Origin of the sequence: Massilia scottii (assembly GCF_030846495.1) — a bacterium.
In the GTDB taxonomy this organism is placed as follows: Bacteria; Pseudomonadota; Gammaproteobacteria; order Burkholderiales; family Burkholderiaceae_D; genus Telluria_A; species Telluria_A violaceinigra.
The window spans coordinates 211,218-232,488 of record NZ_JAVCWM010000011.1 but is presented as its reverse complement, the minus strand read 5'-3'; the positions used below and the strand labels follow the sequence as shown (position 1 = coordinate 232,488).

Sequence of the window (21,271 nt, the reverse complement as noted above, 5' to 3'; positions counted from 1 at the left end):
GCTCGGCTCGCCGTCAAAAAGCGAACTCGTCGACGTCCGCAATCTGCGTCGCGTGGCGAAGTTTCTCAGTGGCATTGGTGCACGTTGAAGGTCGGTCGGGGAATCGATATGTGTGCTTAAAATTGTGGCAGCAAAAAGGTGCTGATGATGGCGACTCTGTATGACGAGGATGTGCTTGCCTGGTCGATCGAACAGGCGGCGCTGTTGCGCGAACGCCGCTGGTCCGCGCTCGATATTGAGAATATTGCCGAGGAAATCGAGGACGTGGGCAACAGCGTGCGGCGCGAACTGGGCAGCCGGATGGCCGTGCTGATTGCCCACCTGCTCAAGTGGCAATTCCAGCCGCAATTGCGCAGTAAGAGCTGGCTTAAAACGATGAAGGTACAGCGCGCCTCGATCGCCCGTAAGCTCGGCAAGGTCCCCAGTCTCAAAGGCGCCCTTACCGACGATGACTGGCGGCAAGAGATCTGGGACGACGCGCTGGTGCTGGCCATCAAGGAGACCGGGCTGCATGAGTTTCCGGACATGCCGATATGGACCAGCGCGCAGATACTGGAACCGGCATTTCTTCCCCGGTAGCCGCTGGCTCATGCCGGCCCTTCAACCGGGCTCACCGTCGATAAAAGACATCGCTGCCAGCGTTTTGCCGGCACATCATCGTCATTCGCGCCACGATCTTGCCACCGCGCAGGCATTTTCAGTCGTGCCGGGCTCGCTTGGGCTTACCATACGGAGACTGGGTTGGCTTTGAACAGGAGCGGTCAATGGCAGATTTGTACGATACCGACGTGGTGGCCTGGGCATACCAACAGGCTGCTTTATTGCGGGCGCGGCAGTGGTCGGCGCTCGACTTTGACAATATCGCCGAAGAAATCGAAGGCGTGGCCAAGGCTGAAAAGCGCGAGCTGGGGCGGCGTATGTCGGCCTTGTTTGCGCAATTGCTGGAATGGAAGCTGCACCCTGAGCGGCGCGACAGTGGATTGCTAAGGAGTATCGGCGACCAGCGCGTGAGCATCGGGCGCGTCTTGCGCAAGATGCCCAGTTTGCAGTCGGCCTTGATCGACATCGAATGGCTCGACGATGCCTGGAAGGATGCTCTGGGCATTGCCGGCGAAAACATGGAACTGGACGGACTCCCGCGCAGGTGCCCGTGGACGCTTGTCCAGGTGCTCGCTGAGCATTTCTTGCCTGATTGACGCTTCCAGACTGAATTTGCCTCATCAATCAAGCGCGGCGCGGCACCGTCGACCGGGCCAGTGCGCCATCGACGGGAGTGTCATCCCGTCGACAGCCGCCTTAGCGCTTGGTCTGGAAAAAGCGCATCATTTCCCGGCTGGCGTCCGGACCCTTGCCATCGGTATAGCTGCCGCGCGCGTTGCCGCCCGACCAGGCATGGCCGGCGCCGTGGATCAGCCACTGTTCCGCCTGCGGGGTCCCATCGGCGCGCTGGTGCACGGTGCGCGTGTAGGCGTGCCCGTCCGGCACGCGGCCCGGCTCGGTGACGAAACCCTTCGACTCGTGATGCGCGCCGCGCTTGATCAGCTCGTCGCCATTGACCGGATGCACGGTCGTATCCTTGTCGCCATGGAACACGATGATGGGAATCGACTTGCCGCTGGCCTTTTGCGGCCCGAAATTGCCCTTCATCGCCGCCAGCGCCGACGGCAAATCGTGGGCCGAGGCGAACGGCAGCCCCGAATGCACACCCACGGCCGCGTACAGCTCCGGATACAAGGTGCCCATGATGGTCGCCATCGCCCCGCCGGCCGACAGCCCGGCCACATACACCTGGCTCCTGTCGACGGCATGGTTGTGCATCACCGCCTCGGTAATGCCGGCAATAATCGATGGTTCGCCCTGGCCGCGTTGCTGGTCGACCGCATTGAACCAGTTCCAGCAGCGCGAGGAATTGGCTTGCATCGATTGCGCCGGATACACGACCAGGCACTGCATTTCCTCGGCCAGCGCGTTCATCTGCGTGCCCGTGGCGAAGTCGTCCGGGTCTTGGGTGCACCCGTGCAACATCACCACCAGCGGCATCGGCTGCCCGTTGTAGCTGCTCGGCTCGTACAACTTGTAAGTCCGCGTGCCGGCCGCATTCGTGAAGCTGCCATCCGTAAATTTGCCGGGCAAAGCCTCGGCCGGGGTCGACGCCGCGCCGCCGTGCATGCCCGGCAGGTCGAAATGCGGCATCTTGAACGCGGTATGACCGCTCGCTCCCGCACGGTCGAGCTTGGCCAGCAGGTCGGGCATCAGGTTGTTGAATGCCGCGGTTGCTTCCTGCACCGCATTCTTGACGTATTGCTCCTGCGTGGGCGCGGCTGTGTCCTGCGACGCCGGCTCTGCCTGCGCCCCTGCTTGCGCCTGGGTTGGCGGGATCGGCGGCACCACGCTGTCGCGCCCGGCCGCTCTGGCGTGCGCCGGCGGCGTGTTCAGGTCGCGCATCGTGGCGGCGCCTTCGCGCGCTGCCGCCGCCTGCTGGGCAGCCGCAGCTTTGTGGGGCGTCAGGACCTTGAGGGCCTCATGAATGGCGCTGGTAGCGGCCTTCGGTCCCTGGCCCATCAGGGTCTTGGTTGCGGCCCGCATGTTCGCGAACAGTTTCTCATTGAGTTTCATTGGCTTTCCTTATATAAGCGCATCAAAGGATGCGGCCCGCCAGTGCTGTCTTGATCACGCTGCTCGCATGCAGGGCGCCAAGTACAAAGATGGATTCGATGGTTGCCAGCGCCAGTTCCACCGAGACGTCGCTGGCAATGCTGGCCATGCCCAGTACCTGGATCTGCAGCCGTTCGCCCGCTTCCAGCGCCGCTTCGAGGTCGGCGCGGGAATAGTGATGCATTCCCAACACCAGGCTCTTGCGCGCCACCGTTTGCCGCACCACCTCGGCATGGGTGTTCAACTGGTTCCGGATCGCTGTGCGTATCAGGTCGGTCCGGTTCGAATAAAAGCCTTCACTGACCAGCAGGTCGATCTGGCCCAGATCGATCAAGCCCAGATTGATGGTGATTTTTTCCGATTCAGCGGGTTTGGTTTTCAGGTCCCGGGCATTCATACGTCTCCAATAACATCTTCGTGGCATCCGTACGCCATCTGTATGGATGGTAGTCTACCCTTCTGAGGTCCTCCGTCAAGCGCGATTCGTCTGAATGCGATAATGGCGTTTTTATGTATCAATCCCGTCACAGCGGAGGAACGATGGCAAGCATCACAGGAATCGACCATGTGCAGGTGGCCATGCCGGTCGGCGGCGAAGCGCAGGCGCGCGCCTTTTACAGTGGCGTGCTGGGCCTGGCCGAAGTGCCCAAGCCGGCCCACCTGGCGGTGCGCGGCGGAGCCTGGTTCCAGTGCGGCGCCGCCCAGCTGCACCTGGGTGCCGACAGTGCCTTCCAGAGCGCCAGAAAAGCGCATCCAGCCCTCATCGTCGACGGTTTCGCCGAGTTCGTCGGTGCGTTGGCTGACGCTGGCGTCCAGGTCCAGCTGGAAGAGATGGTCGCCGGCCTGCGGCGCGCCACCGTGAACGATCCCTTCGGGAACAAGGTCGAGCTCATCGAGCAACGTTAAAAGAAGGCATAATCCGAGCATGAGTCCCGATCTGCAACCCGGCTACCGCTTCGAGTGGAGCTACACCGTCCCAGCGCGCGCCACCGTGCCGCAGCTGTACCACGACACCGATTTCTGCCTTGACATGCCCGACGTGCTCGCCACCGGCTATATGGTCGGCATGATGGAACTGGCCTGCGTGCACGGCATCATGCCGTTCACCGACTGGCCGCGCGAGCAAAGCGTGGGCACCATGGTGCATTTTTCGCATTTCGCACCGACCCCGCCCGGCATGACGCTGGCAATCAAGGGTGAAGTGCTCGAAGTCGCGGGCCGGCGCGTGCTGTTTCGCATCGAAGCCTGGGACGGTGTCGACCGCATCTGCGAAGGCACCCACGAGCGTCACGTGATCGATCCCGCCCGCTTCAATGCCCGGGTGGCCGCCAAGCTTGCCACCGGCGCCGGGACCGGGATCGGGGCCGCATGAATCCCGAACTGCAGACGCCGGTGCCGTCCCCCTGCATCAGCCTGTGCGAAATGGCGCCCGATACCGCGTCCGGTAAGGGCCTGTGCCGCGGCTGCCTGCGCACCCTCGATGAAATCGTCGCCTGGGGCAACGCTCCGGATGAGTACAAACGCGCGGTCTGGGCCGAGATCCGCCGCCGCGAAGCCGAACTGGACTTTGACTAAATGAACTTCTACACGCCGCAGCAAGCGGTCACCGGCCCCGCCTACGGGGCCGGCTTCAAGGTCTTCGCCACCGTCGTCACCCTGGTGCTGGTGCTGTACGGCGCCAGCGTGGCGTGGCGCTTTCCGCTGATGTCGTTCGGCCTGGGCGTCAAGGCGCTGCTGCTGGGCGCCGGCGTGATGCTGGGCGTGAGCTATTACTGGTTCCTGCGCGCCACCACGACCATCGACGCCACCGGCATTCGCCAGACCTGGCTGTACGACAAGCATGTCGAATGGCACGATGTGCGCGGCGCCAAGATGATCGGCATTCCCTACGCTTCCTGGCTGTTCCCGCCGCGCATGGTTGTGCGAACCGGCAATTCCTTCACCACCTTCAATGGCGGCTCGCAAGCCGTCCTGATCGAGTTCGCCAAGATCTCGCTCGCGTTCCAGATGAAAAAATGAGTTACCCATGAGTGCAATGTTAAATCCCGACCCGGCGCGGCTGCCGGCGTCGATGCAGGTGTTCGAGCGCGGCTGGTTGTCTTCCAATAATGTGCTGTTTACCGGTTCCGGCGAAACCACCCTGATCGACAGCGGCTATAAAACCCACGTGCCGCAGACGCTGGCGCTGGTCGGCCACGCGCTCGGCGAACGGCCCCTGGGGCGCGTCATCAATACCCACCTGCATTCGGACCACTGCGGCGGCAATGCGGCGCTCAAGGCGCGCTACGGCTGCCGCATCGGCATACCGGTGGCCGAGGCCGCCAACGTCGCCGCCTGGGACGAGGACGCGCTCAGCTTCAAGGCCACCGGCCAGCAGTGCGACCGCTTCGGGGTCGATTTCACCGTCTCGCCGGGCGACGAGCTGGAACTGGGCGGCAAGCTGTGGCAAGCGCTGGGCGCGCCTGGCCACCATCCGCATTCGCTGATCTTCTTTTGCCCCAGCGAAGGCATCGTGATGTCGGCCGACGCCTTGTGGCGCAACGGTTTCGGCGTGATTTTCCCCGAGCTCGACGGCGAATCGGGTTTCCTGGAAGCGCGCGCCACGCTCGACCTGATCGGCAGCCTCGACGCCCGCCTCGTCATTCCCGGCCACGGCGCCATGTTCACCGACGTCCAGCCGGCACTGAAAAGGGCGTTTACCCGCCTGAACTTCCTTGAAGCCGATCCGCTGCGCAATTCCGAAAACGCGGTCAAGGTCATCCTCAAGTTCCTGCTGCTCGAACGCCAGCGCATCAGCCTGGCTGACGTGACGGCCATGTTCGCCGCCATCCCCGTGCTCGAAGGCGCGCGCGGGCGGCATCTGCAGCGTTTCGAGACCTCCTCGCAGATGGCCGACTGGGCCGTGCAATCGCTGGTGCGGGCTGGCGCTGCCAAGCGCGACGGCGAGGATCTGGTCAACAGCGACTTGTAAACACGCTGCTGCCGATTTTCAAGCACGATCGTTCTTTTTTCGCCTTATAATGGTTGGGAATTGCTTCCATCCACTTTTTTCGATTGCGAGACCGACATGGCATTGCCCGCCGCGCTGCAAAACCTCACCCTTCCCGTCATTGGATCGCCGATGTTCATCGCCAGCGGGCCCGCGCTGGTGGCGGCGCAATGCAAGGCGGGGATCGTCGGTTCCTTCCCCGCGCTCAACGCCCGTCCGGCCGAGCTGCTCGATACCTGGCTGACCGACCTCAAGAAAGAGTTGTCCGATTACCAAGCCGCCAATCCGGGCGCCAAGGTCGGGCCGATCGCCGTCAACCAGATCGTGCACCAGTCCAACGACCGTCTGGAACACGACGTGGCGATGTGCGTCAAGCATCAGGTACCGATCATCATCTCCTCGCTGCGCGCGCCGCCGAAGGAAATGCTGGACGCAATCCACAGCTACGGCGGCATCGTGATGCACGATGTGGTGTCGATCCGGCATGCCGAAAAGGCGCTGGAAGCCGGTGTCGACGGGCTGATTCTGGTCGCTGCCGGCGCTGGCGGGCATGCAGGTCCCTTGTCGCCGTTCGCGCTGGTTGGCGAGGTGCGCAAATTCTTCCATGGCCCGGTGGCCTTGTCGGGATCGATTGCCACGGGCGACGCGATTCTGGCGGCGCAGGCGATGGGCGCCGATTTTGCGTATATCGGCTCGCGCTGGCTGGCGACGAAGGAATCGAACGTGACCGATGAGTACCGCGACGCGATCGTGGAATCGGCGGCGGCGGACATCATTTACACCAACCTGTTCACCGGCGTGCACGGCAACTACCTGAAAAAATCGATCATCAATGCCGGCCTCGATCCGGATGCCTTGCCGGAGTCGGACAAGTCGAAGATGAGTTTCGGTTCGGGTAGCGCCAAGGCGTGGCGCGATATCTGGGGCGCGGGGCAGGGCGTGGGGATGATGAACGATGTTCCGACGGTGGCCGAGATGGTGGCGCGCCTGAAGCAGGAATATGATGCCGCGCGTGCGCGGCTGGCGCTGTAACCGCCCCGTCGTTCCTGCCATTGGCAGAAACGACTTCCCGCGCCGAGTGCCGCCTTGGCGCGGGAACGACGTATCACTGCAGTTTGACCTTCCAGTTATCCTGCACACACTTGACATAGTTATCCGTAATGAGCGCGCTGTACGGCGTCTGGTAGCTCACCAGCTGACACTGGTTTTGCCCGCCTTCATTCCAGTTCTTCTCCCAGTAAATGCTGTACGACGCCGAACTCGATGGCCCGAAGCGCTGCATCGTGGCGCACGATAACTGCTCCGCACCCACATTCCTGCCCAACTCGCCCGCAAACTGCTTGTAGTAGTTGATGCGGTTCTGCGCGGCCGCCTTTTCCGTCCCCTGGCCGCACTCGGCATTGATGATCATGATCGTCGTGGCGAAATTGTTGCCAGCTCCCGCCGCGCGGTCGGCCGCATTCGGTACCCAGGTGCCGTCGATGACGTGCAGCATCGATGGCTTGGGCGGCTGCGGATAGACGAAGAAAAACGTCGCCGATGCCAGGTTGAGCCACGTCGACGCCACCCGGTCCGGCTCGCGCAGCAGCACCGATTGGTCGCCCTTGAACATGATCTGCGAGAACGGCCCGTAGTTGTAGTTGTACGACAGCTGCTTGGCGCCGCGCCCGAAATACTTCTTGAAGCTGCCGTCCGCATTCTTCCCGCAGGTCCAGACCGAATTGAACACGGGATCGGCGCACTCGGCGTTGTAGCCGCAGCCGGCGCCGTTTTCGTCGCAGCCCAGCTCGCGCAGGTACTTCAAACCCTGGCGCCACTCGGGAATCGTGCTGCTCGCGTTGTGTTCGCCGGTTTCTTGCGCGAAGTGCGCGAACATGGTGGACAGCACATGTCGGCAGATGCCATCGGCATCGCGCCCGTCGCTGTAGTCGTCGCACAGGGCTGGAAACTTGGCCACCGCCTGCAGGAAACGCTGGTAGGTATAGCTCGGTTCGCGCACCGCGAAGAAATGATCCCACCTGGTTGCCGGCAGCAGGCGTTCGACACGCTTCACGTTGATCGGATTGGCGCTGCGTCCCGGTACCACCTGCTCGACACCGGCGTTGTCCAGCGTGCGGATCGATGCCTTGATGCTGCGGAAGAAGGCATTGTCGGTCAGCTGCGCTTCGCGCGCCTCGGCCTGCGCCTTCGTCGGAACACCACCCGGTGTCGGGGTAGGAGTCGGCGTCGGCGTAGGAGTCGGCGTCGGTGTCGGTGTCGGTGTCGGAGTAGGCGTAGGCGTCGGAGTAGGCGTCGGCGTCCCCGCACTCAATTCCCACGGCCCCCACTGTTCCGCTCCCGGCACATTACCTTGTGTCCACCACTTGGCCTTGTACACCTTGTCCTGATGACTCGCGCACATTCCGACGGTGAACACCGCGCTGGCGCTCCACACCGGGCAGGTGGCGCTTGCCTTGACCATCGAACGCGACGCGCTCTCCGATCCCGTGGATTCGCCGCCACCGCTGCTGCCGCCGCAGCCGGCCAGCATGCCCGCCAGCAGTCCTGCTGCCAGCATCGATAATTGTTGTTTCATATTTATGTTCCAGAAAATAGGATAAGAGGCAGAAAAAACCCGGCAACGCACGCTGGCGTTCCCGGGTTTTTTGGCCTGAAGGATCAGGCGATGCTTACGGCAGCGCGACCGGCAGTTCCGGATACTCGTCGGCCAGCGCATAGCGCTTGCCGCCGACCGTGATCACGTAGGCCGATGGCCCCGAAATCGGCAGCTGGTAGTTGAGCGTCAGCGCCACCGATGCGCCCGGCGCCAGCGCTTGCCATGCCGGAATCGTGAACTGCGCGCGGTTGAAGTTCGCCTTGAAGCCGCCGATATTGTTCGGCCCGTTGTACCCGGCCGCAGTCACTTTCAGTCCATACCCCGACTGGTCGCTCATGTTGGCCGGCGCCGCCACCGGATACGAGAACTCCACCACGCTGCCGCCCGGAATGGTGGTGGCCGACTTGTTGGTCACCGTCATCACCGGATTGATCGGGAAGTTGCTGTCGCCCATCTTCCAGCCACCCAGCTCGATGCTCACCTTGGCGCTGCTGGCAGGCATCGCGGTTTCGGCGCGCTTGTTGCCGTACGGCCCTGCCGCCTTGAAGGTGTTGAAGGTGTTGGTGGTCAGGGTATTGCCCATCACGTACTGGCCCTTGCCGCCGTTCTTGCTGGCATCCCACGCGTAATCGCCCGCCATCTCCCAGATCATGATGCCGCCGACGTTGTTGTCGACGATGTAGCGTGCCTTGGCATCCATCGATTGCGCCGTCTCGGTCGAGAGGAACACTTTCGTGGTCGGGTTCCACAGCCACGGCGCCGCCATGGTCGCGCTGTAGTTCGGCTGGTAGGTGCCGCGCAGGGTCTTGTCGGTCACCTTGTAGGCGTCCAGGTAGTCCGGCAGGATCGCTTTTTCCAGGTTCAGCGCGTGCCACAGCGGATTGCCGCCGCCGGGGATCGGCTTGCCGTTGACGTCGAGGTCGTGCCACAGGTTGTCGATGCCGACCGCGCCTTCGCCGCAGGTTTTGACGCCAGCGCAGGTCACGGTCGAGCTGATCAGCGCGGTGGTGCCCCACAGGCCATTGGTGCCGCCGTTCACGTTCTTCCAGCCGCGCGTGTAGTACGGCACGCCCAGGTTGATGCGCCCGGCTTGCAGCGCGCCGCGGTAGTAGCGGTAGGACCAGTCGACGTTCAGGTAGCCGATGTTGGCGAACTGGTAGGCGTTGCCGGCGCGCAGTTCGGCGTCGTTGCCGTCATCGAACAGGGGCGCGTTGGGACCGACGTACTGGTTCCACCCGCCGTGCAGGTCGTAGCTCATCAGGCTGGCATAGTCGAGATACTTCAGGCCCGACAGGTTTTCTTCGCCGCGCAGAACCCAGGCTGAAGCGGAACCGGCGATGGTCAGCAGGTAGTACTTCTTGTCGGCCACCGCTGCCGTGTCGAGCTTGGTACGCACGCGTTCGAGCAGCACGTTGTAGCTCTTCATCAGCCCGGCGAGGCGTGGTTTCGACATGCCGAAATCGAGCGGGTTGCCGGCCTCGTTGTTGGTGGTCGGGTGCTCGTAGTCGATGTCGATGCCGTCGAAGAAGCGGTACTGGCGCAGGAACGCCACCATCGAGTCGGCCAGGGTGTCGATGCCGGCGCTGTTGAGCGAGCCGTCGGCATTGGTGGTGGCCGTGTAGAAGCCGCCGCTGCCTGCCCAGCCGCCAACCGACAGCATGATCTTCACGCCGGGATGCTTGCGCTTGTATTGCGCCAGCAGGTTGAAGTGGCCCTTGTACGGCAGGCTCGGGTCCATGGCGGCGGCCGGATTGTCGGGCCAGGTCAGGCCGGTGTCCGGATTGGTCGGCCCGCTGCCGAGCAGCAGCTTGGACGTGGCGGGGTCGACCGCGGCGAAGGCGTAGTTCACGTGGGTGATCTTGTCCCACGGGATGTTATTGACGAGGTAGGAAGGCGTGCCATCCTTGCCCGTGCGCCAGCTGGTGAAGTAGCCGACGATGCGCCGGTTCAGCCCGTGCGCGAGCACTTCGCGGCCATTGGCGTCGTACACGCCGCAGTACGGCACGTTCGTGACCTTGGAGGTCAGGCCGTCAGGACGGCAGGCGACCGTGGTGGGCGTCGGCGTTGGCGTTGGCGTCGGGGTCGGGGTCGGAGTAGGCGTCGGCGTTGGCGTCGGCGTCGGAGTTGGGGTCGGAGTCGGCGTTGGCGTCGGAGTCGGAGTCGGTGTTGGTGTCGGTGTTGGTGTCGGTGTCGGGGTAGGCGTCGGTGTCGTCGACAGCGCCCACGGTCCCCATTCCTCGGTGCCGGGCACATTGTTTTGTGTCCACCACTTCGCGGTGTAGGTTTTGCCCAGGTGGCTGACGCAGGCGCCAGCCGTGTACACCTGGGTGGCGGACCATGCGCTGCACACCACCACCTGCGCCAGCTGGCGCTTCGATTCGCCGCCCTGGCCTTGAGCGGCATCAGGACCGCTGCTGCCTCCGCAGGCTACCAGGGCGCTGCCGAGAAGGGCGCCCATCAAACGATTGATAGTCATTCTTATTATCTCCGTTATTCATTGTGTTCCCCCTCAGAAATCGTGATTGGGGGGATAGTTACTGTAGAAGTCGTTCGGCCATCGGAAATTGGTCGCCGACAGCGTCACCGAAATATCGAGCCCTTCCACGTAGTGCCACCAGCCGACCGGCAGGAACAGGATCTCGCCCGGTTCCAGCACGCATTCGAGGACCTGCACCTCGGCCATGGCGGGAAAGCGCGCCAGGTCGATATTGCGGGCGTCCACCTCGGTGAAGCAGTGCCGGTGGTTGTAGACCCTTGGCGTATCGCACGGCGCCATCAGCTTGATCTTCTTGCGTCCGATGATCTGGGCCATGAAGTTATTGGTCAGGTCATGGTGGAACGGGGTGACCGTGCCAGCCGGGCCGAACCAGAAGAAGCCGCGCCGCGCAGGATCGTCGGTCAGGTACTCGGGCAGGGTGCCTACGTCGTCGAACAATTCCTTCAACGCGTCGCGGTTGAGCGAATCGTTGTTGGCGGTCATGTAGAAGTCGTTGGTGCGTCCGCTGGTGCGGACCATCTCCACATATTCTCCGAAAGGCATCTTGCGCTTGTGGGCAATGCTGTTGAGCTCATATTGCGGATCGGCTTCGCGTCCGAACTGCACCTCGACCACGCGCTCGCCGAAGCGCTGCGCAAAATAGTCGAGATTCCATGTCTGGCGTGCCGGGAAATGCTCCAGCATGCCGGTGATGATCACCGGCCTGTTGGTGCGGTAATACGCTTGCACGAAGTCCTCGCCGGAGAGCCGCTCCCGTCGTTCAATCCCCTCGTCGTACAGCTGGTTCAATTGCGACTGGATGGCCAGCACCCAGTCGCGCTTGTTGACCCGATTGGCCAGCCTGCGCGCAGCCTGCAGGTACGGGCTGCGCAGTGCCGCGTCGATTTCGGTCCGGGCATGCGCCGGGGACACGTTCGATTTGACCAGGATGGAGGCAATCGCCTCGGGCGAGGTGCCCAGCATCAGGTTTTCGCCGATCCAGCGGCGCCAGTCGTCGTTGACCTGCATGGTCGGCTGTACGTTCGATTGAATTTTCAAGAGGTTTCTCCAGGAGGTTGCGGGCATGGAGATGCCGGCCGCCTTTGTGAAAAGCAGCCGGCACCTCCGCTTAGCCGCTTAGCGGCCCTTCCATACTGCGCTGGTCAGGGCACCGTTGGCGTCGCCGTCGAGCTCCCATGAGAACGCGCCGCGCAGGCCCTGGTCACGCATGTACTGCATCTTCACGCCGATGGTGGCCGGATCGTCATAGCTCCACCATTCGCTGTTGGTCGTCAGCAGGTACAACTGCTTGGTCACAGGATGAGTCCAGCGGGTGCCGGCCTTGTTCACGAGAACCTTGTAGTCGTCGATGCCGGCTTCGTACTGGCCGGCTGCCGGACCGGTCGCTGCCTGGTACAAACCGTCGCCGCGCGGGCCGGGGCTCACGCCTTTCCAGCCACGGCCGTAGAACGGCACGCCCAGCAGGATTTTGTTTTTCGGCATGCCGGCTGCGATCAGGGTCTTGATCGCGTCGTCGGTGTTGTACTTGGTCAGGTTGCCGGTCGCCGGGTCAGCGGGATCGCGGTACAGCGGCGCGTGGAAGTTGGTGGTGTTTTCCCAGCCGCCGTGGAAGTCGTACGTCATCACGTTGACCCAGTCCATGTACTGACTATACAGCGCAGGTTCAGTCTGGGCAATCTTCTCGCCGCCGGCGCCGATGGCGGCCGTCAGTGGATAGCGTTTGCCGTCGATCTTGCCTTGCGCGTCGAGCTGGGCCCGGAACTCGGCCATCAGCAAGGTAAAGTTGCGCTTGTCGTTGACCGTGTCGACCGTGTTGTACGACTGGCCGCCACCGCCCGGGTATTCCCAGTCGATATCGATACCGTCGAACACGCCCTTGGCCGCGCCCGGACCGCCGCGTCCATCCTGCACCGGCAAGTCACCCGCGATGAACTGCTTGATGCACGACCTGGCCAGCTGCTTGCGCAGGGCGTCGGTCTTGGCAGCGGCCGAGAAGTAGCGCGACCAGCTCCAGCCGCCCAGCGAAATGAACACTTTCAGGTTCGGATGGGCCTGCTTCAGCAGTTTGAGCTGGGCGAAGTTGCCGGTCAGCTTGGCATCCCATGGGATGACCTTGCCGTCGACGGTGCGCGCAGGGGAACGCTGGTAATCGGCGTAGGCGTCGCCGCCGGTGCCGGCGTCGGCTGGCGGCGGCGTGGTGTTGCCGGTTTCGGCCTTGGTCACCATGTCGCACTCGTAGCCGCCGTTTTTGGCGTACACGTTGCCGAAGGCATAGTTGATGAAGGTGAGCTGGTCGGCCACGCTGGTCGGCACGCCGTTCACTGGTGTCTTGGTGGTATGGATGTCGGCCACTTCGTAGCTGCGGCCGTACACGCCCCACTGCGCGAAGTAGGAACCGATTTCACGTCCGCCGACCGGGGTTGGCGTTGGCGGCGTTGGTGTCGGCGGCGTTGGCGTTGGCGGGGTCGGCGTCGGGGTCGGCGGGGTTGGCGTCGGCGTTGGGGTATCGGTCGTCAGTTCCCATGGGCCCCACTGTTCGGTGCCCGGGATATTGTTTTGCGTCCACCACTTGGCTTTGTACACTTTGCCTTGGTAGACCGCGCAATTACCGACGGTGTAGATCGTGGTTGCATTCCAGTCGGCGCAGGCGACGACGGCGGCTGCCGTTTTGGTCATGCTGCCCTGAATGTCGGATTTCTCGCCGCCGCTACCGCCGCATGCGGCGAGCATGCCGCCCATGAGGGCGATCAGCAGGCCGCTTTTTGTGTTGTATTCCATGTTGTCTCCTTGGTCGATGTGGTGTCCGTTTTACGATCAGTTGCAATCGGAAACTACGCCGATCAATCGGAAAAACGGTGAGCCAGATTGAGCCCCGGAGAATTGGTAGTCAAGTGGTTTTATGCGGTTAACTAAAATGAAATACCAGTTAGATTTGCGAAAGAATGTCTCATCTAAGCAAGGTATGCCTTTATCGAGGATGCATATACGGGAAACAAATTGTCAAATGGTGAGGCGGAGAAAGGCGGGATATCAGAGAGATATCAAATTGTACACGACGATAGTAGTACCGCTTTAGTACCCGTTTAGATTGGTATTAACGGCGCCGCGAGCGGTCGCGGCGATTTTGTCGTGCGCGTCACGGTTTTGTGGAAAATCACCGCGGCTTGAGGTCTTCCGCGCGTATTGCCCACAGCCCAGGCAAGTTGCGCCAGTAGCCATACACATCCATGCCAAAACCGACCACGAACTTGTCGGGAATGGAGAGGCCGACGATATCGGCTTTGATGGGTTTGCTGCGTTTCAGGGCCTTGTCGGCGAACACGGTGATGACGACTTCGGCCGCGCCCATGTCGAGCAGGCGCTGCTTGACATGGGCCAGGGTTTCGCCCTCGTCGAGGATATCGTCGAGCACGATGATGATGCGTCCGGCAACGCTCGGCCGGGGTATAACTTTCCACACGACATTGCCGCCCTGGTCGTCGTCGCCGTAGCGGCTGACGTGGATGTAGTCGAATTCGAGGGGGAAGCGCAGTTGCGGGAGGAGGCTGCCGGTAAACACCACCGCGCCGCCCATCACGCCGAGCACGAGGGGGAAGGCGGCGTTGTCGGGCTGGCCGAAGCGGCTGTTGAGCTTGTCGGCGACCTGGCGCACGGCGGCCTGTACGGCGGCGGCGTCGAAGATTTCCTCCGCATTGTCGAGAAGGGCGCGGGCACGGGCGGTATGAAATTCTTGCATGGCGATAGGCTCAAAAAGGACACCAGGCAATTATCCTGCAAAGTGCACTGCACAATGAGTCCAGTTGGATTTGTGCCACAGGAGGGGCCCCGTCGTTCCCGCGCCAAGGCGGCGCCACCAGCCTTAGCTGTAGTCCCGCAAATCCTCAATTACCTTCCCATCATCAGCCAGGGTCCCCGGCGACTCGAACCTGACTTCCCCGCGCAGCTTGGTCACCTCGCGAATCGACTCCACAATCGCCGCCGCCTGCTGCGCGTCCGGCGCCGTGGCCACCTCGCAGTGCAAGGTCATCACATCATTGGCCATCCTGCCGGTCACCACCATCCGCGCCTTCAAGATCCCCGGGTGCCGCCGCACGATATTGTTCACCTGCGACGGATGCACGAACATGGCGCGCACCTTGGTGGTCTGGTCGGCCCGTCCCAGCCAGCCGCGAATCCGGCTGTTGGTGCGCCCGCAGCGCGACGGCTCCGCGTCCACCAGCAGCGCCGACATATCCCCGGTCGCAAAGCGGATCAGCGGATAGTCCGCATTAAACAAGGTCACCACGATTTCGCCGATATCCCCAGGCGCCACCGGCTCGCCGCTCCCTGGCCGCACGATCTCGAGCACCACATCCTCATCGAGCACCATGCCCGGATTGAGCACGCCGCCGGTGGCCGTCTCGTACGCCATGCTGCCGATATCGGCCGACGCATACGTCTGGAACACATGCGGCACGCCATTTTCGCGAAACCACGTGCGCAGGGATTCCGGCAGCGCCTCCGCGCCCATCAGGGCGCGCTGCATGCTGCTGATATCGGCCCCCATCTCGCGCGCTTTTTCGATGATGATGCGCAGGAACGACGGCGTGCCCACGTACGTGTCCGGACGCAGGTCGGCAATCGCCTGCACCTGCATTTCGGTCTGGCCGGCGCCGGCCGGAATCACCGCGCAGCCGATGCGCGCGGCGCCGCCTTCCACCATGAAGGCCGCGGGCGTGAAATGATACGAAAAGCAGTTCTGCAGCAGCCCGCCCGAACGCACGCCGGCCGCGTACATCGGCCGCGCAAAGCGCCACCAGTCCTGGCCGCGCCCTTCCGGGTCGAAGATCGGCCCTGGCGACACGTACACCCGCGACAGTGCGCCCACCGGCGTCACCGCCAGCCCGCCGAACGGCATCGACGCCTTCTGCAGCGCCTTCAGATCGGCCTTGCGCGTGATCGGCAGCGATGCCAGCGCGGCGCGGCTGTTGATGGCCGCGCCGTCCACGCCCTCCAGGATGCGTGCCCAGCCCGGCGCGCTGCGGGCGCGCTCGATCAGCTGCGGCAGGCGCGCCATCAGGTCGCGTTCGCGCTCCTGCGGGTTGCGGGTCTCCAGTGCGTCGAGCGTGTCGAGGATATCGACGGGGTCCACCTTCATGCTTGTTCTCCGATCTGGCGTTGCAGCTTGCGGGTCAGTTTGGCGAAAATCAGTTCGTAGGCGCGCCGCAGCAGCGCCGCTGCCTCCGCGTCGCTGAGCGCCTTTGCGTTTTCCACGTACACCCATTTCGCCCGTGCCAGGTAAGGCGCGGGAATGATGCCGGGGCGGTCGGTGAGCTCCAGGAAGCGCTCGTCGTCCACCTTGAAGCAGATGCCCGTGGCCGGCACGGCGTGGTCCGACATCGCAAACATCTTCTCGCCCACCGAATACACCGCCCGCGTTTCCCACTTCAGGTCTTCGGTCGCGCCGGGGAAGGTGCGGCACAGCGCTTTTGCGGTTTCAAATTCCATCGTGATCTCTCAGGCCAGCCAGCGTTTGCGGCGGCGGTAAAATTTCATGTCGCGGAAACTCTTGCGCTCGGCCCCGGCCACGCCAAGGTAGAACTCCTTGACGTCTTCATTGCTGGCCAGTTCCTTGGCCTCGCCTTCCATCACCACACGCCCGTTTTCGAGGATGTAGCCAAAGTCGGCGTAGCGCAGCGCCACCGTGGTGTTTTGCTCGGCCAGCAGGAACGACACGCCTTCCTTCTGGTTCAGGTCCTTGACGATGTCGAAGATCTCTTCGACGATCTGCGGCGCGATGCCCATCGACGGTTCGTCGAGCAGGATCATCGACGGCTTGGCCATCAGCGCGCGCCCGATCGCGCACATCTGCTGCTCGCCGCCCGAGGTGTAGCCAGCCTGGCTGGAGCGCCGCTCTTTCAGGCGCGGAAAATACGCGTACACCGCCTCCAGCGCCGCTTTCAGTTCGGCGCGCGAGATGTTGCGTGTGTAGGCGCCGGTCAGCAGGTTTTCTTCGATGGTCAGGTGGCCGAAACAGTGGCGCCCTTCCATCACCTGCGACAGGCCGCGCTTGACCAGCTCATTCGGGGTCAGATGGTCGACCCGCTCGCCCTTGAACTGCACCTCGCCCTTGGTCACGTCGCCACGTTCGCCGCGCAACAGGGTCGAAATGGTTTTCAGGGTGGTCGATTTGCCGGCGCCGTTGGCGCCCAGCAGGGCCACGATCTTGCCTTTCGGGACCTGCAGCGACACGCCTTTCAAAACCAGGATCACGTGGTCGTAAATGACTTCGATGTTATTGACCGACAGGTAAGGCTGGCTGGCAGTGATGGTGGTCATAGGCTCTTCGCGCGGTGTAAAAATCCCCCGCGCCGCTGTTCTGGCGCGGGGGTAAGGGAACGTTTACTTCATAGGCTTACTTCATGCAGCTCGGTGTGATCTTCTTCTCGGCCGCGTAGGCGTTCGACGAGTCCTCGACCAGCTTGCGCGTGAGGGCCTTGTCGCCCACCACCCAGTTCGGCGTGATGGCGATCCACTTCTTGCCGTCCCACTGCTGGACCTTGACCGCGCCCGACCCTTCGTGGTCGTCGCAGCTGGTTTTCACGGTCGGGAACATGCCGAAGGCACCCAGCGCTTTCTGGCGCGCTTCATCCACGTTCAGGTTTTCCAGGCCCCAGCGCATCTGCTCGCCGGTCATGATTTTGCCCTTGCCGAATTTGTCCTGCGCCACGCGGATCGCTTCGACCCACAGGATGCCGGCGGTCAGGCCGCGCATGTGGTACACCGAGCCGATACGCGCCTGGTCGGCCAGGTTGCCCTTGCCCGATGCGTAGACCTTCTTGCGGATCTCGTCGATGAGCGGATAGTTACCCGGCGTGTTGAAGGTCATCGAGGTGTAGCCCTTGGCCGCATCGCCCGACGGGATCGTGTCTTCTTCGGAACCGGCCCACCACACGCCCAGCATCTTCTCGCGCGGGAAGCCGTTACGCTGCGCGGTCTTGATCGCGACCGAATTCATCACGCCCCAGCCCCACAGGATCACGTGGTCCGGCTTGGCCTGGCGAATCTGCAGCCACTGCGACTGCTGCTCGCTGCCCGGCGGCGCCACCGCGATCTTGATCAACTCAAAGCCGTACTGCTTTGCCTGCGCTTCCAGCACCGGCAGCGGTTCCTTGCCAAAAGCCGAGTCGTGGTAAAGGTGGACGATCTTTTTGCCTTTCAGCTTGTCGTAGCCGCCGTTCTTGTCGGCCAGGTACTTGATCATCGCCGCCGCCTGGTTCCAGTAGCTGGTAATGAGCGGGAACACGTAAGGAAAGACCTTGCCGTTGGCCGCGTCCGAGCGGCCGTAGCCGAGGGTCGTCATCGGGATCTTGTCCTGCACCAGGCGATCGAGCACGCCGTAGGCGATGCCGGTCGACAGCGGTTCGACCATGCTGGCCCCGCCGTTCTTGGTTTTCAGCCGTTCGTAGCACTCGATGCCGCGCGACGGGTTGTACTCGGTCTCGCATTCTTCCCACTGGATCTTGACGCCATTGACGCCGCCGTTGGCGTTGACCAGATTGAAGTAATCGATCGCGCCGCCGTAAAAGCCCGAACCGCCGGCCGCGTACGGACCCACGCGGTAGGACGGCAGCGCAATGAACTGGTCGGCCGCCTGCACCTGGTTGAATGCGCCGATCAGGGTGGCGCACAGCAGCAGGTTCTTGAATGCAGGGCTCTTCATCTTGTGTTTTACGTGATTCATTGTCGTCTCCGGAAGAATGCGTTAGTGCGGGAACGGCCAAAGCCGCAGTTTTTCTTTACCTACTTGCCACAGGCGCGCAAGGCCATGCGGCTCCACGATCAGAAAAAAGATAATCAGCGCGCCGAACACCATCAGTTCCAGGTTCGACGCCACCGAGGTTGGCAGCGACAGGCTGTGCGCCAGAATATTCAAAAAGACCGGCAGCAGCACGATGAAAGCCGCGCCGAGGAAGGAGCCGAGCACTGAGCCGACCCCGCCGATGATGATCATGAACAGGATGCGGAACGACAGATCGAGGTTGTACGCCTCCGGTTCGACCGTGCCCAGATAAGCGTAGGCGTACAGTGCGCCGGCCACGCCGCAGTAGAACGAGCTGACCGCGAACGCCAGCAGCTTGGTGCGCATCGGGCGAAAGCCGATGACTTCGGCCGCCACGTCCATGTCGCGCACCGCCATCCACGAGCGGCCCACGTTCGAGCGGATCATGTTCTTGGCCAGCAGCGCCATGAGCGCCACGATCGCCAGCACCAGCACGTACTTGCTGGCCGGGGTATCGAACTGGTAGCCGAAGATGACGATCTTCTGGGCCGTGATCACGCCCGAGCTGCTGTAGTTGGTCAGGTAGGGAATCTTGGTCAGGCACCAGACCACGAAGAACTGGGTGGCCAGGGTCGACGCGGCCAGGTAAAAACCGCGGATGCGCAGCGACGGCAGGCCGAAGGCGATGCCCACCATGGCCGCGCACAGGCCGCCCAGCACGAAGGCGAGCAGCATCGGAATGCCGGGCAGGCGCGCGATGAAGTTAAACGACGCGAACGCGCCCACCGCCATGAAGGCCGCGGTGCCGAGCGAGAGCTGGCCGCAATAGCCGGTGAGGATGTTCAGGCCGAGCGCGGCCAGCGAAAAGATCAGGAAGGGAATCAGGATCGCCGACAGCATGTAGGGCGAGGCGAACACCGGCACGATGGCGAGCGCCAGCAGCAGCAGGCCGCCCAGGGCGATGCGGTCCTGGCGGATCGGGAAGATCTGCCCGTCCGACTCGTAGGTGGTCTTGAATTGTCCGGCTTCGCGGTAAAACATATCAGATTCTCCGGATGATTTTTTCGCCGAACAGGCCTTCCGGCCGCACCAGCAGGAACAGCAGGGCCAGCACGTACGGGAACCAGCCTTCGATGCCGCCGCCGACCATCGGGCCGATGTAGACCTCGGCCAGTTTTTCGGAGGCGCCGATGATCAGGCCACCGACAATGGCGCCCGGGACCGAGGTAAAGCCGCCCAGGATCAGCACCGGCAGCGCCTTCAAGGCGATGAAGGTCAGCGCGAACTGCACGCCGTTGCGCGCGCCCCACAGGAGGCCCGCCACCAGCGCGACCAGTCCGGCCACGGCCCACACCACGGCCCAGATCCGCTGCAGCGGGATGCCGACGGCAAGCGCGGCCTGATGATCGTCGGCGACGGCGCGCAGGGCGCGGCCCACTTTGGTTTTCGAGAACAGCAGCGCGAGCGCGGTGACCAGCACCGCGCAGATGCCGGCGGCGGTCACGTCGAACTGGGAGACGATGATGTTGTAGTTATCGAGCAGGAAGGGAATCGGCACGTCGTCGATCGGCAGGTCCAGCTTGTGCACCTGCGAGCCCCACAGCAGCTGGGCCAGGCCTTCGATGAAGAACGCCAGGCCGATGGTGGCCATGAAGAGGGTGATTTCGGGCTGGTTGACCAGCGGGCGCAGGACGATCCGTTCGATGGCCAGGCCGAGCGCGATCATCACCACGATGGTAAGCGGGATCGCGAGCCAGATCGAGACGCCGAATTTGTCGATGATGCCGACGCAGGTGAGGGCGGCGAAGAACACCATCGCGCCCTGGGCGAAGTTGAATACGCCGGAGGCCTTGTAGATCAGGACGAAACCGATCGCCACCAGCGCGTACATGACGCCGGAGAGCAGGCCGCCGATAAGAACCTCAAAGAAAAAATTCATTGCGCTACCCCCAGGTACGCGTTGATCACGTTCTGATTGCTGCGCACTTCATCCGGCGTCCCGTCCCCGATCTTCTTGCCGTAATCGAGCACCACCACCCGGTCCGAAATATCCATCACCACGCCCATGTCATGCTCGATCAGCACGATGGTGGTCCCGAACTGGTCGTTCACGTCCAGGATGAAGCGGCACATGTCCTGCTTCTCTTCCACGTTCATCCCGGCCATCGGTTCATCGAGCAGCAAAATATCGGGTTCCGCCGCCAGCGCCCGGCCCAGCTCCACGCGCTTTTGCAGCCCGTACGGCAGCCGCCCCACCGGCGTCTTGCGGATCGCCTGGATCTCCAGGAAATCGATGATCTCTTCCGCCTTTTCGCGGTGTGCCATTTCCTCGCGCCGCGCCGGGCCCCAGTACAGGGCCTGCATCAGGAAATTCGACTTCATCTTCAGGTTCCGGCCCGTCATGATGTTGTCCAGCACCGTCATCCCCTTGAACAGCGCGATGTTCTGGAAGGTGCGCGCTATGCCCGCCTTGGCCGCGCTGTAGCAGTCCATGTTCTTGCGGTGCTCCCCGCGCAGCACGATCTCGCCCTGCTGCGGGCGGTACACGCCATTGATCACGTTCAGCATCGAACTTTTTCCCGCGCCATTGGGCCCGATGATCGCGCGGATCTCGTGCTGCCGGACGTTGAAGGAGATGTCGGTCAGCGCCTTGACCCCGCCGAACGACAGCGAGATGTTGTTCAGGTCAAGGATCACCGGTCCGATCTTGCGCGTCGATCCCTTCGTCCCTGGTTCATTGTCCGCTGGCTCATTGAGTTCATTCATGTTCAT

General features: G+C 62.9%; 22 protein-coding genes. 8 read left to right on the top strand and 14 right to left on the bottom strand.

Going from position 1 to position 21,271, the window contains the following annotated elements; translation table 11 throughout:
* Positions 1 to 144: 144 nt before the first annotated feature.
* Both RBA41_RS17670 and RBA41_RS17665 read left to right on the top strand, forming a co-directional pair.
* On the top strand, positions 145 to 579 hold the full coding sequence (locus tag RBA41_RS17670) for a DUF29 domain-containing protein (protein ID WP_306625459.1): 435 nt from the start codon (positions 145 to 147) through the stop codon (positions 577 to 579).
* Between the two features lie 185 nt (positions 580 to 764).
* Positions 765 to 1,196, top strand: coding sequence for a DUF29 domain-containing protein (locus tag RBA41_RS17665; protein WP_306625457.1), 432 nt, complete (start codon positions 765 to 767; stop codon positions 1,194 to 1,196).
* Positions 1,197 to 1,296: 100 nt separating this feature from the next.
* Here the strand turns inward: RBA41_RS17665 and RBA41_RS17660 are convergent, their stop codons facing one another.
* Together RBA41_RS17660 and RBA41_RS17655 are read right to left on the bottom strand one after the other, a co-directional pair.
* The gene (locus tag RBA41_RS17660; protein WP_306625455.1) at positions 1,297 to 2,616 is read right to left on the bottom strand and encodes an extracellular catalytic domain type 1 short-chain-length polyhydroxyalkanoate depolymerase; all 1,320 of its coding nucleotides are present in this window, start codon (positions 2,614 to 2,616) and stop codon (positions 1,297 to 1,299) included.
* Positions 2,617 to 2,638: 22 nt separating this feature from the next.
* A complete protein-coding gene (locus RBA41_RS17655) occupies positions 2,639 to 3,052 on the bottom strand; it encodes a ribbon-helix-helix domain-containing protein (protein ID WP_306625454.1) in 414 nt (137 codons plus the stop codon).
* Between the two features lie 143 nt (positions 3,053 to 3,195).
* Here RBA41_RS17655 and RBA41_RS17650 point away from each other — a divergent pair, with 143 nt between their 5' ends.
* The 6 genes from RBA41_RS17650 to RBA41_RS17625 all read left to right on the top strand — a co-directional run bounded on the left by RBA41_RS17650 (position 3,196) and on the right by RBA41_RS17625 (position 6,676).
* Positions 3,196 to 3,561 (top strand): VOC family protein, encoded by a 366-nt coding sequence (locus RBA41_RS17650; RefSeq protein ID WP_306625452.1) that lies wholly within the window; start codon positions 3,196 to 3,198, stop codon positions 3,559 to 3,561.
* A 19-nt stretch (positions 3,562 to 3,580) separates the two neighbouring features.
* On the top strand, positions 3,581 to 4,027 hold the full coding sequence (locus tag RBA41_RS17645; RefSeq protein ID WP_306625451.1) for a thioesterase family protein: 447 nt from the start codon (positions 3,581 to 3,583) through the stop codon (positions 4,025 to 4,027).
* The gene (locus RBA41_RS17640) at positions 4,024 to 4,230 is read left to right on the top strand and encodes a DUF1289 domain-containing protein (RefSeq protein WP_099873426.1); all 207 of its coding nucleotides are present in this window, start codon (positions 4,024 to 4,026) and stop codon (positions 4,228 to 4,230) included. The genes RBA41_RS17645 and RBA41_RS17640 overlap by 4 nt, the downstream gene beginning before the upstream one ends.
* The gene (locus tag RBA41_RS17635; protein ID WP_306625449.1) at positions 4,231 to 4,674 is read left to right on the top strand and encodes a hypothetical protein; all 444 of its coding nucleotides are present in this window, start codon (positions 4,231 to 4,233) and stop codon (positions 4,672 to 4,674) included.
* Between the two features lie 7 nt (positions 4,675 to 4,681).
* On the top strand, positions 4,682 to 5,626 hold the full coding sequence (locus RBA41_RS17630) for an MBL fold metallo-hydrolase (protein ID WP_306625447.1): 945 nt from the start codon (positions 4,682 to 4,684) through the stop codon (positions 5,624 to 5,626).
* Between the two features lie 96 nt (positions 5,627 to 5,722).
* Positions 5,723 to 6,676: an NAD(P)H-dependent flavin oxidoreductase gene (locus RBA41_RS17625; RefSeq protein ID WP_099873430.1), complete on the top strand. Its 954-nt coding sequence runs from the start codon at positions 5,723 to 5,725 to the stop codon at positions 6,674 to 6,676.
* A gap of 73 nt (positions 6,677 to 6,749) precedes the next feature.
* On the opposite strand, the gene RBA41_RS17620 is transcribed toward RBA41_RS17625, so the two are convergent.
* From RBA41_RS17620 to RBA41_RS17565, 12 genes are all read right to left on the bottom strand, one after another.
* Positions 6,750 to 8,219, bottom strand: coding sequence for a glycoside hydrolase family 19 protein (locus RBA41_RS17620; RefSeq protein ID WP_306625445.1), 1,470 nt, complete (start codon positions 8,217 to 8,219; stop codon positions 6,750 to 6,752).
* 94 nt (positions 8,220 to 8,313) lie between these two features.
* Entirely contained in the window at positions 8,314 to 10,716 is a 2,403-nt protein-coding gene (locus tag RBA41_RS17615) for a glycosyl hydrolase family 18 protein (protein WP_306625444.1), read from the bottom strand.
* A gap of 33 nt (positions 10,717 to 10,749) precedes the next feature.
* On the bottom strand, positions 10,750 to 11,775 hold the full coding sequence (locus RBA41_RS17610; protein WP_306625443.1) for a cupin-like domain-containing protein: 1,026 nt from the start codon (positions 11,773 to 11,775) through the stop codon (positions 10,750 to 10,752).
* A gap of 78 nt (positions 11,776 to 11,853) precedes the next feature.
* On the bottom strand, positions 11,854 to 13,515 hold the full coding sequence (locus RBA41_RS17605) for a glycosyl hydrolase family 18 protein (RefSeq protein WP_306625441.1): 1,662 nt from the start codon (positions 13,513 to 13,515) through the stop codon (positions 11,854 to 11,856).
* A gap of 376 nt (positions 13,516 to 13,891) precedes the next feature.
* Positions 13,892 to 14,473 (bottom strand): hypoxanthine-guanine phosphoribosyltransferase, encoded by a 582-nt coding sequence (locus tag RBA41_RS17600; RefSeq protein WP_306625439.1) that lies wholly within the window; start codon positions 14,471 to 14,473, stop codon positions 13,892 to 13,894.
* Between the two features lie 123 nt (positions 14,474 to 14,596).
* Entirely contained in the window at positions 14,597 to 15,874 is a 1,278-nt protein-coding gene (locus RBA41_RS17595; RefSeq protein WP_306625437.1) for a phenylacetate--CoA ligase family protein, read from the bottom strand.
* A complete protein-coding gene (locus tag RBA41_RS17590; protein WP_306625435.1) occupies positions 15,871 to 16,224 on the bottom strand; it encodes an MmcQ/YjbR family DNA-binding protein in 354 nt (117 codons plus the stop codon). Before RBA41_RS17590 ends, RBA41_RS17595 begins: the two co-directional genes overlap by 4 nt.
* 9 nt (positions 16,225 to 16,233) lie before the next feature.
* Entirely contained in the window at positions 16,234 to 17,055 is an 822-nt protein-coding gene (locus RBA41_RS17585; RefSeq protein ID WP_099873445.1) for an ABC transporter ATP-binding protein, read from the bottom strand.
* Positions 17,056 to 17,131: 76 nt separating this feature from the next.
* A complete protein-coding gene (locus RBA41_RS17580) occupies positions 17,132 to 18,460 on the bottom strand; it encodes an ABC transporter substrate-binding protein (protein WP_374709566.1) in 1,329 nt (442 codons plus the stop codon).
* A gap of 21 nt (positions 18,461 to 18,481) precedes the next feature.
* The gene (locus tag RBA41_RS17575) at positions 18,482 to 19,540 is read right to left on the bottom strand and encodes a branched-chain amino acid ABC transporter permease (protein ID WP_099873449.1); all 1,059 of its coding nucleotides are present in this window, start codon (positions 19,538 to 19,540) and stop codon (positions 18,482 to 18,484) included.
* A gap of 1 nt (position 19,541) precedes the next feature.
* Positions 19,542 to 20,438 (bottom strand): branched-chain amino acid ABC transporter permease, encoded by an 897-nt coding sequence (locus tag RBA41_RS17570; RefSeq protein WP_306625433.1) that lies wholly within the window; start codon positions 20,436 to 20,438, stop codon positions 19,542 to 19,544.
* Complete coding sequence (locus tag RBA41_RS17565; RefSeq protein ID WP_374709567.1) at positions 20,435 to 21,265, bottom strand: ABC transporter ATP-binding protein; 831 nt, start codon at positions 21,263 to 21,265, stop codon at positions 20,435 to 20,437. The genes RBA41_RS17570 and RBA41_RS17565 overlap by 4 nt, the downstream gene beginning before the upstream one ends.
* Positions 21,266 to 21,271: the final 6 nt, after the last annotated feature.

What these genes read in the sequence shown, in the direction of transcription:
- RBA41_RS17570 (WP_306625433.1), bottom strand. Translation starts at nt 20,438, where the DNA reads ATGAATTTTTTCTTTGAGGTTCTTATCGGCGGCCTGCTCTCCGGCGTC.
- RBA41_RS17645 (WP_306625451.1), top strand. Translation starts at nt 3,581, where the DNA reads ATGAGTCCCGATCTGCAACCCGGCTACCGCTTCGAGTGGAGCTACACC.
- RBA41_RS17585 (WP_099873445.1), bottom strand. Translation starts at nt 17,055, where the DNA reads ATGACCACCATCACTGCCAGCCAGCCTTACCTGTCGGTCAATAACATC.
- RBA41_RS17670 (WP_306625459.1), top strand. Translation starts at nt 145, where the DNA reads ATGATGGCGACTCTGTATGACGAGGATGTGCTTGCCTGGTCGATCGAA.
- RBA41_RS17605 (WP_306625441.1), bottom strand. Translation starts at nt 13,515, where the DNA reads ATGGAATACAACACAAAAAGCGGCCTGCTGATCGCCCTCATGGGCGGC.
- RBA41_RS17590 (WP_306625435.1), bottom strand. Translation starts at nt 16,224, where the DNA reads ATGGAATTTGAAACCGCAAAAGCGCTGTGCCGCACCTTCCCCGGCGCG.
- RBA41_RS17640 (WP_099873426.1), top strand. Translation starts at nt 4,024, where the DNA reads ATGAATCCCGAACTGCAGACGCCGGTGCCGTCCCCCTGCATCAGCCTG.
- RBA41_RS17600 (WP_306625439.1), bottom strand. Translation starts at nt 14,473, where the DNA reads ATGCAAGAATTTCATACCGCCCGTGCCCGCGCCCTTCTCGACAATGCG.
- RBA41_RS17580 (WP_374709566.1), bottom strand. Translation starts at nt 18,460, where the DNA reads ATGAATCACGTAAAACACAAGATGAAGAGCCCTGCATTCAAGAACCTG.
- RBA41_RS17595 (WP_306625437.1), bottom strand. Translation starts at nt 15,874, where the DNA reads ATGAAGGTGGACCCCGTCGATATCCTCGACACGCTCGACGCACTGGAG.
- RBA41_RS17575 (WP_099873449.1), bottom strand. Translation starts at nt 19,540, where the DNA reads ATGTTTTACCGCGAAGCCGGACAATTCAAGACCACCTACGAGTCGGAC.
- RBA41_RS17635 (WP_306625449.1), top strand. Translation starts at nt 4,231, where the DNA reads ATGAACTTCTACACGCCGCAGCAAGCGGTCACCGGCCCCGCCTACGGG.
- RBA41_RS17625 (WP_099873430.1), top strand. Translation starts at nt 5,723, where the DNA reads ATGGCATTGCCCGCCGCGCTGCAAAACCTCACCCTTCCCGTCATTGGA.
- RBA41_RS17620 (WP_306625445.1), bottom strand. Translation starts at nt 8,219, where the DNA reads ATGAAACAACAATTATCGATGCTGGCAGCAGGACTGCTGGCGGGCATG.
- RBA41_RS17615 (WP_306625444.1), bottom strand. Translation starts at nt 10,716, where the DNA reads ATGACTATCAATCGTTTGATGGGCGCCCTTCTCGGCAGCGCCCTGGTA.
- RBA41_RS17565 (WP_374709567.1), bottom strand. Translation starts at nt 21,265, where the DNA reads ATGAATGAACTCAATGAGCCAGCGGACAATGAACCAGGGACGAAGGGA.
- RBA41_RS17665 (WP_306625457.1), top strand. Translation starts at nt 765, where the DNA reads ATGGCAGATTTGTACGATACCGACGTGGTGGCCTGGGCATACCAACAG.
- RBA41_RS17630 (WP_306625447.1), top strand. Translation starts at nt 4,682, where the DNA reads ATGAGTGCAATGTTAAATCCCGACCCGGCGCGGCTGCCGGCGTCGATG.
- RBA41_RS17660 (WP_306625455.1), bottom strand. Translation starts at nt 2,616, where the DNA reads ATGAAACTCAATGAGAAACTGTTCGCGAACATGCGGGCCGCAACCAAG.
- RBA41_RS17650 (WP_306625452.1), top strand. Translation starts at nt 3,196, where the DNA reads ATGGCAAGCATCACAGGAATCGACCATGTGCAGGTGGCCATGCCGGTC.
- RBA41_RS17655 (WP_306625454.1), bottom strand. Translation starts at nt 3,052, where the DNA reads ATGAATGCCCGGGACCTGAAAACCAAACCCGCTGAATCGGAAAAAATC.